Source organism: Rhodococcus sp. DT1 (assembly GCF_049844875.1).
Lineage (GTDB): Bacteria > Actinomycetota > Actinomycetes > Mycobacteriales > Mycobacteriaceae > Rhodococcus.
In genome coordinates this window covers 294,859-310,885 of record NZ_JBNCLW010000005.1, presented here as the reverse complement: position 1 = coordinate 310,885, position 16,027 = coordinate 294,859, and the positions used below count along the sequence as shown (strand labels likewise).

The following is a 16,027-nucleotide window of genomic DNA, read 5'->3' as shown; positions in this document are numbered from 1 at the left end:
TGCGGACCGCGCAATTCGGGCATCACAAGCGGAGCAGCGGAAGCCAGTGCGCGATCTCGCCGGCCCGGCTTCCCGAGGCGTCGATCGACCCTACGGCGACCGCCTCGTCGAACGTGAGCCGGCCCACCGCCAGACGTAACCAGGTGAGTGCGTCGGTCTCGACGACGTTGGGAGGCGTCCCTCGCGTGTGCCGGGGGCCTTCGACGCATTGCACCGCGACGAACGGCGGCACCCGCACCTCGACGCTGGAGCCGGGTGCGATCTGTTCGAGGGTTCGTGCGCTGAGCCGCACCGCGGCCGCCAGATCGGCGCGGGCCGGCCTGTCGTCGCTGCGTCCCGAGACCCACGGCTCGACGCGGTCGAGTGCGGCTCTCAGCTCGGCGGGATCGACAGTTCTACGTGGTGCCATGTTCCCGAAGCCTAATCCCGGCGCACGTGTGTGCCTTTCGCTGCCCGGACTGTAGCGATCCGGACTGCGACAGCCCCGCCCACATTGACGGCCAGATGCGCGAGCGCAGGAGCCAGGATGCTGCCGCTGCGTACACGCAACCACGCGAACACCAGACCCGACAGCGCGGTGACGAGCACCGTGCCGGCAACGCTGTCGCCTTCGATCCTGGCCGGGCGGATGTGCCAGAGGCCGAAGACGAGGGCCTGTGGGACAGGACCGACCAGGGCCGTCAAGGCGCTGCGGAACAGCAACTCCTCCGCGACCACCGTGCCGACCGGTATGTGCAGCCCGATCCACTCGTAGAAGTCCGGACGGTATGCGCGACCCTCGTCGACGAAGTGCGCGCGCAGTCCGGGCACCGTCACCGCGACTACGTACCCCGCCGCGACCGCCGTCGCCGCGCCACCACCCCACCGCACACCGTCCCGGGTGCGGGCGGGATCGAATCCGAGCGCGGATACAGACACTCCGGACGCACGAGTCGCCAGGACCGCGCTCACTCCCGCCGCGGCGGCGAGCAACCCTCGACCCCGAGGGCCCGACCGGACTGCGGGCAGGGCCGCACCGAGCGCGAGCGTCGCGGCGGACGCGACCACCCCTCGCCATGACCCCGGCGTCATTTCTCCGGCCCCTGCACGCCCCGCAACTGCTCGAGTGCGGTGCGGGCTCGTTCGGTGTCGTCGGCGGTCCATCCGTCGGGTCGCGCAATCGCCAGCCAGCCGTCGAGCACCGCAGTGCCGTAGTTGTGGCCGTGCCCGTCCGGCACCCCGGCCGCGTTCGTCAGGTCGGCGGACACCTGCCAGAACGTCACGAACGGGAACCACCGCATCTGCGGCAGCCGGTCGTGTCCCGGTGGTTCCGCGAGCCAGTCGGGTCGGCTGAATATCAGGTCGGGAGACCACCACACCACCGGATCGGAGGTGTGCTGGATGTAGAGCACGCGCGGCGCCAGCCACGCCGCGTCGGGTTCGGGAACGGATTCGCTTCCGCCGGCGAATCGCACGACGAGTCCGTCCGCGTATACCGGCAACACCTCGGGTGTGCCGGGATCTCGCCGCTCGACGATCTGCCGCCACAATCGGTTCGAGTTCGGCGGACCGACCCACAGGACCCCGTCGACACTCGAGCGGATCTCGCCGATGCTGTCGAACGCTCCCTCCCCGGACTGGGTGCCGAGGCTCTCGCCGTAGATGTACAGCTTCGGGCGGGTGTCCTCCGGCAACTGCGTCCAGCGCTCTCGTACTCGGTCGATGAGCATCTCCCCTGCCGCGGCGGCCTTCTCGCGGTCGGCGAGGAACGAGATCCAGCTCGGCAGGTACGAGTACTGCCACGCCACCATCGCGAGGTCGCCGTTGTGGACGAGTTCCATCGCCTGCGCAGCTGTCGGATTGACCCACCCGGTGCCGGTGGTCGGGATCAACGCGAGCACCGACCGGTCGAACGCGCCGGTGCGTTCGAGTTCGGCGACAACGAGATCCGCACGCTCTTCGGGGGTGTCGGCGGAGTCGAGCCCGACGTACACCCGGATCGGGTCCTGCGCGGGGACGCCGTTGATGGCGCTCAGCTCGCCGGCGTCGAGGCCGCGCGAGACGAAATCTCTGCCCTGGAACCCGAGCGATTCCCAGGGTGCATGCGAATCGGGGCTGCCCGACTTCGTGGGCTCGGCCGGCTGGAGAGTTCCCTCACGGGTCGTGTCGTCGTGCAGACTGAACGCTTGATTGGTGAAAAAGTATGCGCCGCGCAGCAATACTCCGTCGATGAGCATGAACGTGGCGAGCACGACGACGAGCACACCGAGCGTCCGGGCCAGCCCGAGCGGCACGCGGGCACGGCGGATCAGTTGCCCGGCTACCCAGCGGCCGATGTCGTGCAGGGCGCGCCAGAGTCCGATCAGACCGGCGGAGACTCCGAGGCTGAGCAGGATGGTGCGCAGATATCCGCTGGTGGTGGTCCGTTCCGACCCCATGAGCGCGGCGAGCTGACGCTGGTCGTCGGCGGCGAGAACGAGTGCGACGAGAGCCGCGACGACTCCCGCGACCGGTATCGCGACCTTGAACGCCCGGACGACGGGCAGCGGCGGCGGCCACCACCGCCTGCCGGACAGCAGGAAGCGGTGGACGGCCCACCCGACCGCGCACCCGACGCCGTAGCCGATGGCGGCGTTGATGCCGCCGACGATGCCCTGGAACAACCAGTCCCGGGGCAGCAGCGACGGCGTCAACGACCAGCAGAAGAACAGTGAAGCGAAGGCGATGCCGGTGAAGTCCAGGCTCAACCGTCCCCACACCCGCGCGGGCAGAGGATAGCGGTCACCGAAGTCGCTGACCGCCGCGACGATTCGGCCCCGTCGGGCCGCGATCGCCGCCAGGCGATCGACCTGGCTCGCCGGCACGGCTACCCGAACAGAGCCGGGAGGGTGCCTTCCCACACCTCTCGAAGTTCGTCCATCGGAATCGAGAACTGATCTTGGACCTCGATGGAGTCGGAGCCCTCGTCGACGACACCGATACGCACCCACGGCATGTTGCGTGCGGTGCACATCCCGGTGAACCGGGATTCCTCCGTGCGAGGCACTGCGACGAGCACCCGTCCGGCGGATTCGGAGAACAGCGTGACGAACGGGTCTGCGCCCTCGGGCAGCAGGATCCGGCAACCGGTCTCGCCTGCGAGCGCCGCCTCGACGACGGCCTGCGCGAGACCGCCCTCGGACAGGTCGTGGGCAGCCGAGATCAGTCCGTCACGCGAACCGGCGAGCAGGATCTCCGACAGCAACCGCTCCCGTTCGAGATCGACCTTCGGGGGCACGCCGCCGAGATGGTCGTGCTCGACCTGCGCCCAGATGGACCCGTCGAACTCGTCGCGGGTCTCCCCCAGCAGGATCAGCGTCTCCCCGGGTTCGAGACCGAGCCCGGTGGGAATGCGGCGATGCACGTCGTCGATCACGCCGAGCACAGCCACGACCGGCGTCGGCAGGATGGGCGTCGAGCCCGTCTGGTTGTAGAAGCTGACGTTGCCGCCGGTGACGGGGATTCCGAGTTGCGCGCAGCCGTCGGCGAGACCGCGCACGGCCTGCTGGAACTGCCACATCACGGCCGGGTCCTCCGGCGAACCGAAGTTGAGGCAGTTCGACACGGCCTTCGGGGTCGCACCGGTGGTGGCGACGTTGCGGTAGGCCTCGGCGAGTGCGAGTTGCGCGCCCGTGTACGGATCGAGCTGGGTGTAGCGGCCCGACGCGTCGGTGGCCAGCGCGATGCCGCGGCCGGTCTCCTCGTCGATCCGGATGACACCGGCGTCGGCGTTCTCGGCGAGCACGGTGTTGCCACGCACGTAGCGGTCGTACTGCTCGGTGATCCACTTGCGGCTGCACAGCGCGGGTGATGCGAGCATCTTGCGCAGCGTGGCCTCGAGTTCGGCGGCCGTCTCCGGACGCTTCAGCCCGGCGGTGGTGTTCGCCACCAGCGCGTCCTGGCCTTCGGGGCGCTGCACGCGACGCTCGTAGACCGGGCCCTCGTGGGCGACGGTGCGCGGGGGCACGTCGACCACGGTTTCACCGTGCCAGTCGATGACGAGGCGATCTCCGTCCGTGACCTCGCCGATCACGGTTGCGAGCACGTCCCACTTCTTGCAGACCGCCATGAAGGCGTCGACGTTCTCGGGAGCGACCACCGCGCACATGCGTTCCTGCGACTCGGACGAGAGCACCTCGGCCGGGGTCATGCCGGTCGCGCGCATCGGGACGCGCTCGAGGGAGATGTGCATTCCCCCGTCACCGGCCGCGGCGAGTTCGGATGTCGCGCAGGACAGTCCGGCACCGCCGAGATCCTGGATGCCGACGACGAGCTTCTCCCGGTACAGGTCGAGGCAGCACTCGATGAGCACCTTCTCGGTGAACGGGTCGCCGACCTGCACGCTCGGCAGCTTCTTGGGCCGGCCGCCCGCGCTGTCGTCGAAGGTCTCGGACGCGAGAACGGAGACGCCGCCGATGCCGTCGAGGCCGGTGCGGGCTCCGAACAGAATGATCTTGTTGCCGGTTCCGGACGCGAACGCCAGGTGGAGGTCTTCGACGCGCATCGCGCCCGCGCAGAGCGCGTTGACGAGCGGGTTGCCCTGGTACGAGGCGTCGAACACGGTCTCGCCGCCGACATTGGGCAGACCCAGCGAATTGCCGTATCCGCCGACACCGCGCACGACACCGTCGACGACGCGCCGCGTGTCGGGGTGGCTCGGGTCGCCGAAGCGGAGCTGGTCCATGACCGCGATCGGCCGGGCTCCCATCGCCATGATGTCGCGGACGATGCCGCCGACACCGGTCGCGGCGCCCTGATAGGGCTCGACGTACGACGGGTGGTTGTGGGATTCGACCTTGAAGGTGACGGCCCAGCCGTCGCCGATGTCGACGACGCCGGCGTTCTCGCCGATGCCCGCGAGCATCGAGGCACGCATCTCGTCGGTGGTGGTCTCGCCGAAGTACTTCAGGTGCACCTTGGACGATTTGTACGAGCAGTGCTCGGACCACATGATCGAGTACATGGCGAGTTCGGCGTCCGTGGGGCGGCGCCCCAGGATTTCCTTGATGCGCGCGTACTCGTCGTCCTTGAGTCCCAGCTCCCGGAAGGGCTGAGCGACATCAGGAGATTCGGCGGCGTGGGTGACGGTATCCACGTGCGGTGACACTGGGCGTCGGGTCCCTTCACTCTGGGATCGAAAACAGCAGGCCGGGCGGGCACTGCCGGGAGCCAGTCTATCGGGGCGAGGGCTCGGCAGGCGTCACCGGTGCGGGGGCAAGGCCGGGAAGCTCGAGGGTGACGTCATGACCCACCGCTTTCAGGACGGTCGTGCCGGTGTGCTCGCCGTCGTAGCGGTACCAGCCGTCCTCGAGGGTGAACACCGCGACCACCGGCGGTCCGTCGAGATCGATGATCCAGTACTGCGGCACGCCTGCCTCGGCGTATTCGGAGAACTTGGTGACCCGGTCGGTGCGGGCGGTGCCCGGCACGGTGATCTCCGCCACGAGCCGCACCTCGGTGATCGGAGCGCGATCGGGGTCGGCGTCGACGAGCGTCCGGTCCACGACGATCACATCGGGCACCCGCACCGTCAGCGGGTTCTCCGACACCAGCACCTCGACGCCGCCGAGCACGCACAGGTCGTCGGGCAACTGGCGGTCCAGTTGCATCGCAAGGACCATCTCGGCGTGATCGTGTGCGGCGCCCGGTGCCGGTGCGACGACGAGAACGCCCTCGCACACCTCGACGTGATGGTTCTCGTGGTCCGGGAGCGCAACCCACTCGTCGAGGGTCAGCAGGTGATCGGGATAGGACGGGCTGCTCACGCCAACACTCCCGTTCATTGCGGGCCGGACAGGACCACCTCAGTCTGTCACCGGAGTGCGCAGCGGTCTCGGGAACCGCCGGTCTCGGAGATCCGGCTCAGATCGCGGGCGTCAGGAACGCAGCGAGAGCATCGGCGTAGCTCGCGACGTCGGCGGCTCCCATGAGTTCGCGGGCCGAGTGCATCGCGAGCTGGGGCGCCCCCACATCGACGGTGGTCAATCCCGTGCGCGATGCCGTGATCGGACCGATCGTCGAGCCACACGGCAGATCGGCCCGGTGCACGTACCGCTGCAACGGCACGCCGGCCTGCTCACAGGCGAGCGCGAACGCCGCCGCCCCTGCGGCGTCGGTGGCGTAGCGGAGGTTCTGGTTGACCTTGAGCACCGGGCCGCCGCCGACCAGGATCCGGTGGGCCGGTTCATGACGATCCGCATAGTTGGGATGGGTGGCGTGGGCCATGTCCCCCGACGCGACGACCGACCCCGCCAGCGCCCGGAGGTAATCCTCACGGCCGCCGCCGCGCACCAGCGCGATGCGTTCGAGGACCGTGGTGAGCAGGTCGGAGAACGCACCCCGGTCGGACATACTGCCGACCTCTTCATGGTCGAACAGGGCGAGCAGCGGCACCGGGCCGGCGTGAGTCGCCACGTGATCGGCGGCGTGCAGCATCGCCTGCAGCCCGGTGTAGCAGGTGACCTGGTTGTCCAGGCGCGGTGCGCTGACCAGTTCACCGTCGGCGCCGACCAGGGAACTCGGCGCCAGATCGTGTGTCATCAGTTCCCATCCGAGCACGTCCCGGGCGTCCACCCCGGCCTGCCCGGCGACATACGCCAGGAACGAGCGGGGTTCGCTGCCGATGCCCCACACGCCGTTGAGATGCCGCTGCGGGTCCAGTTGCACGCCTTTGCGGTCTTCGGACAGGTGGATCGCCAGCTGCGGAACACGCAGTACGGGAAGGTCGACGCGCACGAGCACGTCGGTGGAACCGGATCCCGAGCGCACCGTCAGCCGCCCGGACACACCGAGGTCGCGGTCGAGCCAGGAATTGAGCCAGGCTCCGCCGTACGGTTCGAGTCCGACGAGCCGCCATCCGGCGGACGCGAGGTCGGGATGCTGTTTCACCCGCAGGTTGGGGCTGTCGGTATGTCCACCGACGATGCGGAAGGGCCGCGCCGGATCGGTGTCGTCGCCTTCGGTGCTCCACGCGACGAGCGATCCGCCGCGGACCAGGAAGTACCGTCCCGGCTCACTCGGCCAGCGCTGCGACTCGTCGAGTTCGGTGAAGCCCGCGTCGTTCAGCGCGGCCGCGACGGTCGCGCACACGTGGAACGGCGACGGCGACATGTCGACGAAGTTGCACAGTCCCGGGGCATCCGCTTGCGTCATCGAAGGCATGTCTGCATCCTCGCACTTCCGGATCCTCCGACCGGATACCCCTGACGCGAGAGACCCCGCCGGGAGTTCGGATGACGGCGTCGAAGCCGCTTTGGGGACAAATCGGCGACGAGTTGTCAGGACAAACCGGGGCCAGCCGGGCACACTGGTGGTCGGTGCCTCCATCGAACGAAACGGGGGCGCCGGCCCGGGACCCGATCGGGGGGTTGAGCTCCGGGTTTCACGGACGAGGGATCTCGCAGCCGATCGGGACGGCGCGCGAGATCCCTCGTTCCGTATGTCGTCAGCCTGTGCGGTGCAGGCAGAACAACCACTGCTCCGCGAGCACGGAGACAAGCCGTTCGAAATTCTCGTCGTGCCCCTGCACCAGCGCGAAGTGGAAGTTGCGGTCGGTCGACATCAGCATGGACGTCACGTGGAGGCGTGCCCGCAACCGGGCGTCGTCGTCCGACTGCCGCCCCAGCAGGTTGTCCATACCCGACGCGACACGGCGCAACATGGCGAACCACTCGTCGGACACGAGAGGCTCGTGCGAGAGCGCCTGCTCCATGCTCGCGAACTCGGCCCGGTGCGCCCGCCAGAACAGCGCGTGCTCGTTCAGCCAGTCCGTGACGTCGCCGAGCGACGGGTCCTCGAACGCGTCGAGGCGCCGGTAGTCGTCCCGGATCGGCTGTTCGAGCGCCGACATGTGCCACTGCACGATCTCCGCCTTGGACCGGAAGTGCAGGTAGAACGTCGCGCGGGACACCCCCGCGGCCTTGGCGATCGCCTCGGCCGTGGTGGAGGTGTATCCCGATTCGACGAACAGTGCCCGCGCCGATTCGATGAGTGCTTCACGCGTCGCGCGTTTCTGCTCGACCCGCGTCATCTTCGGCACGACCGCCGTTCTCGGTGCCACTCGCCCTCCCGCCTCTCGTCGCACGAAACCCTACCGGTCCCGCCGCCGGAATCCGATCGAGTTTTCGCACGGTCAGGCGTCGAGCACCAGCCTCGAGCACCCCTTCTCCGCGCGCGAGACACACATCATCATCGTCTCGTTCCGCTCCTGCTCACCGGGGGTGAGGATCGAATCCCGATGGTCGGCGCGTCCCGCGAGAATCCGGACCTCGCAGGTGCCACACGTCCCTTCCTTGCACGACGACAACGCCTCGATACCGTTCTCCTCCGCCACGTCCAGCACCGTTTTCCCGGCGGGCACCGTGGCGGTGATCCCGGATCGGGCGAAGTCGACGTCGAACGCCACGTCCGGTTCGGTGCGCACGATCTTCTTCGCGGCGAAGCGTTCCGTCACCAGCGACCCGACCGGCCAGTGCGCGCTCGCGGCTTCGATCGCCTGCAGGAGCGGTTCGGGACCGCAGCAGTAGATCAGCGTGTCCTCGGTGGGCTCGGCGAGCAACGTACGCAGATCCAGCAGACCGGTCTCGTCCTGCGGGCACACGGTGATCTTGTCGCCGAACCGCTCGAGTTCGGAGAGGAAGGCCATCGACGCGCGAGTGCGGCCGCCGTAGAGCAGTTCCCAGCGGGCACCGTCGGCCTCGGCCTGCGCGATCATCGGCAGGATCGGGGTGATGCCGATCCCCCCGGCCACGAAGACGTACCGCGCAGCCGGGCGGAGACGGAAGTTGTTGCGGGGGAAGCCGACCGTGACGGTCGCGCCGTCCCGCAACCGGTCGTGTACGTACTGCGATCCACCGCGCGAATCCGGTTCGCGGAGCACACCGATCCGCCAGCGTGTGCTGTCCTGCGGAGACGACGACAGCGAATACTGCCGCAGCAGGGCGTCGTCGCCGTCGCCGAGCCGAACTTCGATGTGCGCGCCCGGCTTCCACGTGGGCAGCGCGCCGCCGTCGGGGTGGCCGAGGGTCAGCGACACCACCCCGTCGGATTCGTCGCGGCGCTCGAGCACCGTGAGTTCCATGTGCCGGGCGGTCTTGGTTTTCGCTCGCTCGATGTCGGCGACATCCCAGGTCACCGGCAGGGTCCGGCGCACCGGAAGCAGCGCGATCGGCAGGAAGTCGAGGGGAACCTCCGCCGCGGGACGCAACGACGGGAGCCGTTCGAAGAGCACCTGCAGTGCCGTCGCGCCCTGAACCCGGGCGAGTGCCTGGCCGAGGCAGGTGTGCCGGCCCTGGGTGAACGCGAGGTGGTTCTCGGGTTCGGGGCGGTGGATGTCGAACTCGAACGGGTGCGGGCACCGCGCCGGGTCGGTGTTGGCGCTGGCCAGCGCCAGCCACACCATGTCGCCCTTCCGGATGTGCGCGCCGCCCAGTTCGATGTCCTGCTGCGCCTGGCGCGCAGCGAACGGTGACGACGGCCTGCGTCGCACGGTCTCCTCGAACACTCGCTGCCAGAGTGCGGGATCCTCGATCGCCTCGGCGAGGGTTTCCGGGTTCCGCGCGAGGAACAGCACCGCGTTCGAGACCGCCTGGGTGGTCGAATCGACGCCGGCCATCGCGAATTCGGTGAGATGCACAGCGATCTGGGCCGCCGACAGCATCCGGTTGCCGTCTTTGTCGTTCACGATCGCCATATCGGAGATCAGATCGGTGCCGGGGTTCTCACGACGCTCGTCGATGATGCGGCGCAGCACGAGGGTGGCATCGATGTAGCGCTGCCACACCTGCGTCCGCATCGGCTCGGCCATCGGTTCGGCAGCCGACGCGAGGATCATCGCGAAGTCGTCCCGAAGCTGGCGCATCATCGCGTCGTGCTCGTACCCGAGACCCATGTGCGCCATGATCGTCTGCGTGGTGAGTTCGAGCGCGTAGTCCGTCACGAGGTTGCCGGAGCCGCGTGCCTCGAAGCCGTCGACGACGCGGTGCGCGCGTGCCTCGATCTCGGGCTGCAGCGCCTCCATGCGTTCTTTGGTGAACCCGCGCTGCGCGACGAACCGGTGGTCGGTGTGGCTCGGCGGATCGGAGCCCACCAGCATCTGTGTGATGAGGTCCGGCGGCACGATCGCCCGGAACTGTTCGGGGACGTCGATGGTGCCGCTGTTGCCGCCGGAGGTGAACCGCTGCCAGTCGGCGAGCACGGTCTCGACGTCTTCGCGGCGGTTGACGATCCACGCGTTGAGGTACGGATAGAAGAACACGGGCGTCTCGTCCCGGAACTTCGCGAAATGTGCTGCGGGGTCGGTGAAGTAGTCGTCGCTCAGTGCGTCGAAACCGTGCGCGACAGGGCACCGGGAAGCGGAGGGAGCTTCAGGCGTGAGGGTCATGTCAGGTCTTCCCGGAGGAGTCAGCGGGCGGCCGCGGCGGCCATGGTGGAGAGCTTCTGGAATCGGGCGACGTTGTCGCCTTCGTCCATGCAGCCGGCCGACAGGAATACGAACGTCATGTCGAGTTCGGGGTCGACCCAGAACAGGGACGACCCGGCACCGTAGTTGCCGAAGGTGCGGGGGGAGGTGAAGGGTCCGAAGAACGATGCGTGGGGTCCCGTGCCGGACAAGGAGAATCCGAGCCCGAAGTTGCCGGGCGGGGTTTCCCATCCGCGACTCGCGGCGATGCCCGCATACAGGTCGTTGGGCATGTCGCCGGTCTGCAGGGTCGTGGCCTGGTCGACGACCACGGGAGCGACGAGGTGCTGTCCGTTCACTTCGCCCTTGCGGCGGAACATCTCGGCGAAGGCGAAGATGTCCTCCGCGGTACTGACGGCACCGACCCACGGGATCTCCGCGGCCTCGGTGATGGTGTCGTTGAGGTTTTCGATGTCGGCCGGCGACAGCCAGCCGTTGTCGGGTACGTATGCCTTGAGCGGCACCGCGTCCGCGCGCCAGGCTGCGGGCATGCCGAACGCCGTCCGCGTCATCCCGAGCGGCTCGAAGACGAGATCGCGCGCGAGGTCCCGGAAGTGGTCGTAACCGTATGCGCGACGGACCATTTCACCCATGAGGGCGTGGTTGATCGACGGCGCGTAGTTGAGGGTGGTCCCGGGTTCGTTGACGACGTCCACGGAGCACAGCGCGTCGATCACGTCGGCGAGTACCCCGAAGCGGTCCGGTCCGAGGCCGGGGTTCGGGGTGGCGGGCATTCCCGAGCGGTGTGTGAGGAGGTGGTGGAGGTTGATGCGGTCCTTGCGCACCGAGCGGAAGACGTCGGTGCCGAAGAACTCGGGGATGATGTCGACGACGCGCGTCGACAGCGCGAGCTTGCCTTCGCCGAGTGCGCGGTACGCGAGCGTGTTGGTGAACGCCTTCGACATCGACAGGATGCGGAAGACGTTGTCCGGCCGCAGCGCGGTCTCGGTGGCGCGTTCGGCGTAGCCGAGGGTTTCGTTCAGGGCGATGTCGCCGTGACGCGCGACGATGATGTTGACGCCGTCGTAGTCGCCGTGGTCGATGTCACGGCGGATCTCGTCGGTGAGCCGGGTGAGTGCGGTGGGGTCCAGAGCGGGCATGGTGTCGGTCCTGTTTCTCTCGGTGCGGCGGGGATCAGCGGTGGGTTACATGACCAATCCGCCGGACGGCGAGAACGTCTGCCCGGTGTAGTAGGAGCCCTCGGCACCCGCCAGGAACAGCACGGTCTTGGCGATCTCCTCGGGGGTGGCGGGCCGCTTGATGGGCTGCATCGAGATGAGGAAGTCGGAGAACTCCTCGTCGCTCTGGCGGAACAGCGGCGTGTCGACGGCCCCGGGCGCAAGGGAGTTGACGCGGATGTTGAAGGGAGCCAGTTCGGTGGCAGCCTCCCGGGTCAGGCCGAGCACACCGGCTTTGGACGCCGGGTAGTACGCGGGCATCGCCACCGACATCAGCGCGGCGGCCGAGGAGAAGTTGATGATCGCGCCGCCGCCTGCCTTCTTGAGCAGCGGCACAGCGGAACGCATCGTGTAGAAGGGGCCGTACAGGTTGATCTTCAGGACGCGGTCGAAGTCCTCGTCGGTGATGGTTTCGTAGAACTCCGGGTTGTGCTGCCGGCCTTCCTTCATCGCCTCGAAGCCCTTGTAGTTCTCGGCGTTGAGGGCGTCGAGCGCAGCCTTGTTGGGCGCGTTGACGCCAGCCGCGTTGACGAGCACGTCGAGTCGGCCGTGCTCACGCTCGACGGTGGCGAAGGCTTCGCGCACGGCGGCACTGTCGGCGATGTCGAGGGGAACGGCGTGGGCTCCCGGGAGCGCCGCGAAGTCGCGAGCGAGGTTGTCGGCGGAGATGTCCGCGCCGTAGACGACGGCGCCCTGGTCGGCGAATGCCTGCGCGGTGGCAAGACCCATGCCTGACGCCGCACCGGTGATGAAAACGACCTTGTCCTGGAACTGCATACGAATCTCCTCGGGAATGTGCGGTAGCTGGCTCACTCGGCCTCCGCCACCGGTGATGCAGAGCATGACATTTTGGGTAGACGTATGTCTAGTGAAACTTTTCCACCGCAGGTGAGGATGGGTATTTCGGCGTTAAAACGACCGCAAAGAATGGACGGACCAACGAAAAACCCCCGCCGTCCATCGGACGGCGGGGGTTTCGGTGCGTCAGGAGATCAGGCGTTGACCACCGCGTCGAGCGCGCTGTAGAAGATGCCGAGCCCGTCGTCGCTGGGGCCGGTGAGCGCCTCGGTGGCGTGCTCGGGGTGCGGCATCAGGCCGACGATCCGGCCGTTCGCCGACGCGATGCCCGCGATGCCACGCTGGGATCCGTTCGGGTTCTCGCCCACGTAGCGGAACACGACACGGCCTTCGCCCTCGAGTTCGTCGAGCACTTCCTGCGAGGCCTGGTAACGGCCCTCGCCGGACTTGAGCGGTACCAGGATCTCGGCACCCTGCTCGTAGCGCGACGTCCACGCGGTTGAGTTCGATTCGACCTTCAGCCACTGGTCGCGGCACACGAAGTGCAGACCTGCGTTGCGGGTCAGCGCGCCGGGCAGCAAGCCCGCTTCCGCGAGCACCTGAAAGCCGTTGCAGATGCCGAGCACCGGCATTCCGCCGCGCGCCGCCTCGACGACCTTGGTCATCACCGGAGCGAACCGCGCAATGGCGCCGCACCGCAGGTAGTCGCCGTACGAGAACCCACCGGGCACGACGACCGCGTCGACACCCTTGAGGTCGGCGTCACCGTGCCACAGGCTCACGGCCTCGCCGCCGGCAAGCTTCACCGCCCGGGCTGCATCGATATCGTCGAGCGTGCCGGGGAACGTGATGACCCCGATGCGTGCGCTCATGCGTCACCGTCGATCCGGCGAACCGCCCAGTCCTCGATCACGGTGTTGGCGAGGAGCGCTTCGGCGATCTTCTCCACCTGGGCGTCGTCGACGCTGCCGTCGACCTCGAGTTCGAATCGCTTTCCCTGGCGGACGTCGGTCACGCCCGCGAAGCCCAGCCGCGACAACGCCCCGGCAATGGCCTGACCCTGAGGGTCGAGAATCTCGGCCTTGGGCATGACTTCGACGACGACACGCGCCACGTGCTGCTCCTCGGTAGTAGTGCTGGCGCCCGGGAACGGACACCGGACCCATCGAAGTTTACCGGCTCAGGCCGCTCGAGCCGGAACCGGCCGCTGCCCCGCCGGCCACCGCCCCCAGGGAGTAGCGGACACATACCCCCTAGGGGTATAAAGGAGGAACGACATCGAAGGAGTATCCACATGACGACCGCCGACACGACGCGTGACGTCGAACTCACCATCGGTGGGATGACCTGCGCCTCCTGCGCCGCGCGCGTCGAGAAGAAGCTCAACCGGATGGACGGCGTCACCGCGTCGGTCAACTATGCGACCGAAAAGGCGAAGGTCAGCTACAGCGGCGACATCACGCCCGAAGACCTCGTCGCGACCGTCGAAGCCACCGGTTACACCGCAGCACTGCCCGCACCCCCGCAGACGCAGCACGCTGCCGGCGAGGACAGCGGACCCGACGAAGCCGCGCCATGGAAACAGCGCCTGACGGTGTCGGCCCTGCTCACCGTCCCCGTGGTCGCGCTGTCGATGATCCCGGCCCTGCAGTTCGACAACTGGCAGTGGCTGTGCCTGACCCTCGCGTCACCGGTCGTCGTGTGGGGCGCCCTGCCCTTCCACCGCGCGGCCTGGACCAACCTGCGGCACGGTGCCGCGACGATGGACACCCTCATCTCCGTCGGTGTCACCGCTGCATACCTGTGGTCGCTGTGGGCGCTGTTCTTCACCCACGCCGGTATGCCCGGCATGAAGATGACCTTCGAGTTGTTCGCCTCGGGCGGCGGCGAGGAGCACATCTACCTGGAGGTCGCCGCGGCCGTCACCACCTTCATCACCGCGGGTCGCTGGTTCGAGGCCCGGGCGAAGCGCCGCTCCGGCGCCGCCCTGCGGGCGCTGCTCGACATGGGAGCCAAAGACGTCGCGGTGCTGCGTGGCGGCACCGAAACCCGCATCCCGGTCGACCAGCTCGCCGTCGGTGACGTGTTCGTGGTGCGTCCCGGCGAGAAGATCGCGACGGACGGCGTCGTCGAATCGGGTTCGTCGGCCGTCGACGAGTCGATGCTGACCGGTGAGTCGATGCCCGTGGAGGTCGCGCCCGGCGACGCCGTGGTCGGTGCGACCGTCAACGCCGGCGGTCGCCTCACCGTCCGGGCGACCCGCATCGGCTCCGACACCCAACTCGCCCAGATGGCGCGCCTCGTCGAGGACGCACAGAACGGGAAGGCCGAGGTCCAGCGCCTCGCCGACCGGATTTCCGCGGTGTTCGTCCCGATCGTGATCGGGCTGTCGCTGCTCACCCTCGCCGCGTGGCTGCTGTTCACCGACGATCCCGTCTCGGCTGCCTTCACGTCGGCGGTCGCGGTGCTGATCATCGCGTGCCCGTGCGCGCTGGGTCTCGCGACTCCCACAGCGCTGCTCGTCGGCACAGGCCGCGGAGCGCAACTCGGCATCCTCATCAAGGGCCCGCAGATCCTCGAATCCACGCGCCGCGTCGACACCGTCGTACTCGACAAGACCGGAACCGTCACCACGGGCGAGATGACCGTCGCCTCCGTTCATGTGGCGCCGGACGAATCCGCCGACGAAGTACTGCATCTCGCGGGGTCGCTCGAACACGCATCCGAGCATCCGATCGCCCGGGCGATCGCCGACCACGCCGCACAGACGCGTCCGCTGTCCGGTGTGGAGAGTTTCGAAAACCACGGCGGGCGCGGGGTTTCCGGTGTGGTCGACGGACGTGCCGTGCTCGCCGGGCGGCTGTCCTGGCTGCGCGACGAATGGTCGCTCGCACCGGCACCCGACCTCCGACGAGAAGCCGAGGCGGCCGAATCCGAAGGCCGGACGCCGATCTGGGTGGCCTGGGACGGTGCGGTCCGTGCGGTCGTCGTGGTGTCCGACACGGTCAAGGACGGTTCCCGTGCCGCCGTGTCCGAACTCCGCGACCTGGGTCTTCGTCCCGTGCTGCTCACGGGTGACAACCGCGGCGCGGCCGAGGCGGTCGCGAAGCAGGTCGGCATCGACGAGGTCATCGCGGAAGTGATGCCCGCCGACAAGGTTCAGGTGATCGAGCGTCTCCAGTCCGAGGGCAGGGTCGTCGCAATGGTCGGCGACGGCGTCAACGACGCGGCAGCGCTGGCCCAGGCCGACCTCGGGCTGGCGATGGGCACGGGAACGGACGTCGCCATCGAGGCGTCGGATCTGACCCTGGTCCGAGGCGATCTACGGGCCGCCCCCGACGCCATCCGCCTCGCGCGGGCAACGCTGCGCACCATCAAGGGCAATTTGTTCTGGGCGTTCGCCTACAACGTCGCGGCGCTGCCGCTCGCCGCGCTGGGGCTGCTCAACCCGCTGATCGCGGGCGCGGCAATGGCATTCAGCTCGGTGTTCGTGGTCAGCAACAGTCTGCGCCTGCGCAGGTTCGCGCCCCGCTGACCCCGGGCGACGGTGGTGGTGTGCGAGATCTTCCGATCT

The 16,027-nt window shown here is 68.4% G+C and carries 13 protein-coding genes; 1 reads left to right on the top strand and 12 read right to left on the bottom strand.

Annotated features, from left to right (window positions below):
- Positions 1 to 22: 22 nt before the first annotated feature.
- From ACLQ3J_RS14770 to purS, 12 genes are all read right to left on the bottom strand, one after another.
- On the bottom strand, positions 23 to 409 hold the full coding sequence (locus tag ACLQ3J_RS14770) for a sterol carrier family protein (protein ID WP_169621289.1): 387 nt from the start codon (positions 407 to 409) through the stop codon (positions 23 to 25).
- Positions 410 to 420: 11 nt separating this feature from the next.
- Positions 421 to 1,071, bottom strand: a complete 651-nt coding sequence (locus ACLQ3J_RS14765) for a CPBP family intramembrane glutamic endopeptidase (RefSeq protein WP_378527956.1) — start codon at positions 1,069 to 1,071, stop codon at positions 421 to 423.
- Positions 1,068 to 2,789, bottom strand: coding sequence for an alpha/beta hydrolase (locus ACLQ3J_RS14760; RefSeq protein ID WP_425903861.1), 1,722 nt, complete (start codon positions 2,787 to 2,789; stop codon positions 1,068 to 1,070). The genes ACLQ3J_RS14765 and ACLQ3J_RS14760 overlap by 4 nt, the downstream gene beginning before the upstream one ends.
- Positions 2,790 to 2,845: 56 nt before the next feature.
- Positions 2,846 to 5,125 carry a phosphoribosylformylglycinamidine synthase subunit PurL gene (gene purL / locus ACLQ3J_RS14755; RefSeq protein ID WP_425903722.1) on the bottom strand — a complete coding sequence of 760 codons (2,280 nt, stop codon included), beginning with the start codon at positions 5,123 to 5,125 and terminating at the stop codon, positions 2,846 to 2,848.
- A gap of 67 nt (positions 5,126 to 5,192) precedes the next feature.
- The gene (locus ACLQ3J_RS14750) at positions 5,193 to 5,783 is read right to left on the bottom strand and encodes a Uma2 family endonuclease (RefSeq protein WP_169621293.1); all 591 of its coding nucleotides are present in this window, start codon (positions 5,781 to 5,783) and stop codon (positions 5,193 to 5,195) included.
- 97 nt (positions 5,784 to 5,880) lie between these two features.
- Positions 5,881 to 7,179: a M18 family aminopeptidase gene (locus ACLQ3J_RS14745; protein WP_425903721.1), complete on the bottom strand. Its 1,299-nt coding sequence runs from the start codon at positions 7,177 to 7,179 to the stop codon at positions 5,881 to 5,883.
- Positions 7,180 to 7,462: 283 nt separating this feature from the next.
- A complete protein-coding gene (locus ACLQ3J_RS14740) occupies positions 7,463 to 8,077 on the bottom strand; it encodes a TetR/AcrR family transcriptional regulator (RefSeq protein WP_206036968.1) in 615 nt (204 codons plus the stop codon).
- 72 nt (positions 8,078 to 8,149) lie between these two features.
- Positions 8,150 to 10,399: a cytochrome P450 gene (locus ACLQ3J_RS14735; protein ID WP_169651960.1), complete on the bottom strand. Its 2,250-nt coding sequence runs from the start codon at positions 10,397 to 10,399 to the stop codon at positions 8,150 to 8,152.
- A gap of 20 nt (positions 10,400 to 10,419) precedes the next feature.
- On the bottom strand, positions 10,420 to 11,577 hold the full coding sequence (locus ACLQ3J_RS14730; RefSeq protein WP_422424512.1) for a serine hydrolase domain-containing protein: 1,158 nt from the start codon (positions 11,575 to 11,577) through the stop codon (positions 10,420 to 10,422).
- Between the two features lie 45 nt (positions 11,578 to 11,622).
- Positions 11,623 to 12,468 (bottom strand): SDR family NAD(P)-dependent oxidoreductase, encoded by an 846-nt coding sequence (locus tag ACLQ3J_RS14725; protein WP_296551446.1) that lies wholly within the window; start codon positions 12,466 to 12,468, stop codon positions 11,623 to 11,625.
- Positions 12,469 to 12,647: 179 nt separating this feature from the next.
- Complete coding sequence (purQ, locus tag ACLQ3J_RS14720) at positions 12,648 to 13,325, bottom strand: phosphoribosylformylglycinamidine synthase subunit PurQ (protein ID WP_169621297.1); 678 nt, start codon at positions 13,323 to 13,325, stop codon at positions 12,648 to 12,650.
- Positions 13,322 to 13,567 carry a phosphoribosylformylglycinamidine synthase subunit PurS gene (gene purS, locus ACLQ3J_RS14715; protein WP_072701971.1) on the bottom strand — a complete coding sequence of 82 codons (246 nt, stop codon included), beginning with the start codon at positions 13,565 to 13,567 and terminating at the stop codon, positions 13,322 to 13,324. Before purS ends, purQ begins: the two co-directional genes overlap by 4 nt.
- 180 nt (positions 13,568 to 13,747) lie before the next feature.
- Here purS and ACLQ3J_RS14710 point away from each other — a divergent pair, with 180 nt between their 5' ends.
- Positions 13,748 to 15,988 carry a heavy metal translocating P-type ATPase gene (locus ACLQ3J_RS14710; protein WP_425903718.1) on the top strand — a complete coding sequence of 747 codons (2,241 nt, stop codon included), beginning with the start codon at positions 13,748 to 13,750 and terminating at the stop codon, positions 15,986 to 15,988.
- Positions 15,989 to 16,027 lie beyond the last annotated feature (39 nt).

What these genes read in the sequence shown, in the direction of transcription:
- ACLQ3J_RS14770 (WP_169621289.1), bottom strand. Translation starts at nt 409, where the DNA reads ATGGCACCACGTAGAACTGTCGATCCCGCCGAGCTGAGAGCCGCACTC.
- ACLQ3J_RS14765 (WP_378527956.1), bottom strand. Translation starts at nt 1,071, where the DNA reads ATGACGCCGGGGTCATGGCGAGGGGTGGTCGCGTCCGCCGCGACGCTC.
- ACLQ3J_RS14745 (WP_425903721.1), bottom strand. Translation starts at nt 7,179, where the DNA reads ATGCCTTCGATGACGCAAGCGGATGCCCCGGGACTGTGCAACTTCGTC.
- ACLQ3J_RS14735 (WP_169651960.1), bottom strand. Translation starts at nt 10,399, where the DNA reads ATGACCCTCACGCCTGAAGCTCCCTCCGCTTCCCGGTGCCCTGTCGCG.
- ACLQ3J_RS14730 (WP_422424512.1), bottom strand. Translation starts at nt 11,577, where the DNA reads ATGCCCGCTCTGGACCCCACCGCACTCACCCGGCTCACCGACGAGATC.
- purQ (WP_169621297.1), bottom strand. Translation starts at nt 13,325, where the DNA reads ATGAGCGCACGCATCGGGGTCATCACGTTCCCCGGCACGCTCGACGAT.
- ACLQ3J_RS14710 (WP_425903718.1), top strand. Translation starts at nt 13,748, where the DNA reads ATGACGACCGCCGACACGACGCGTGACGTCGAACTCACCATCGGTGGG.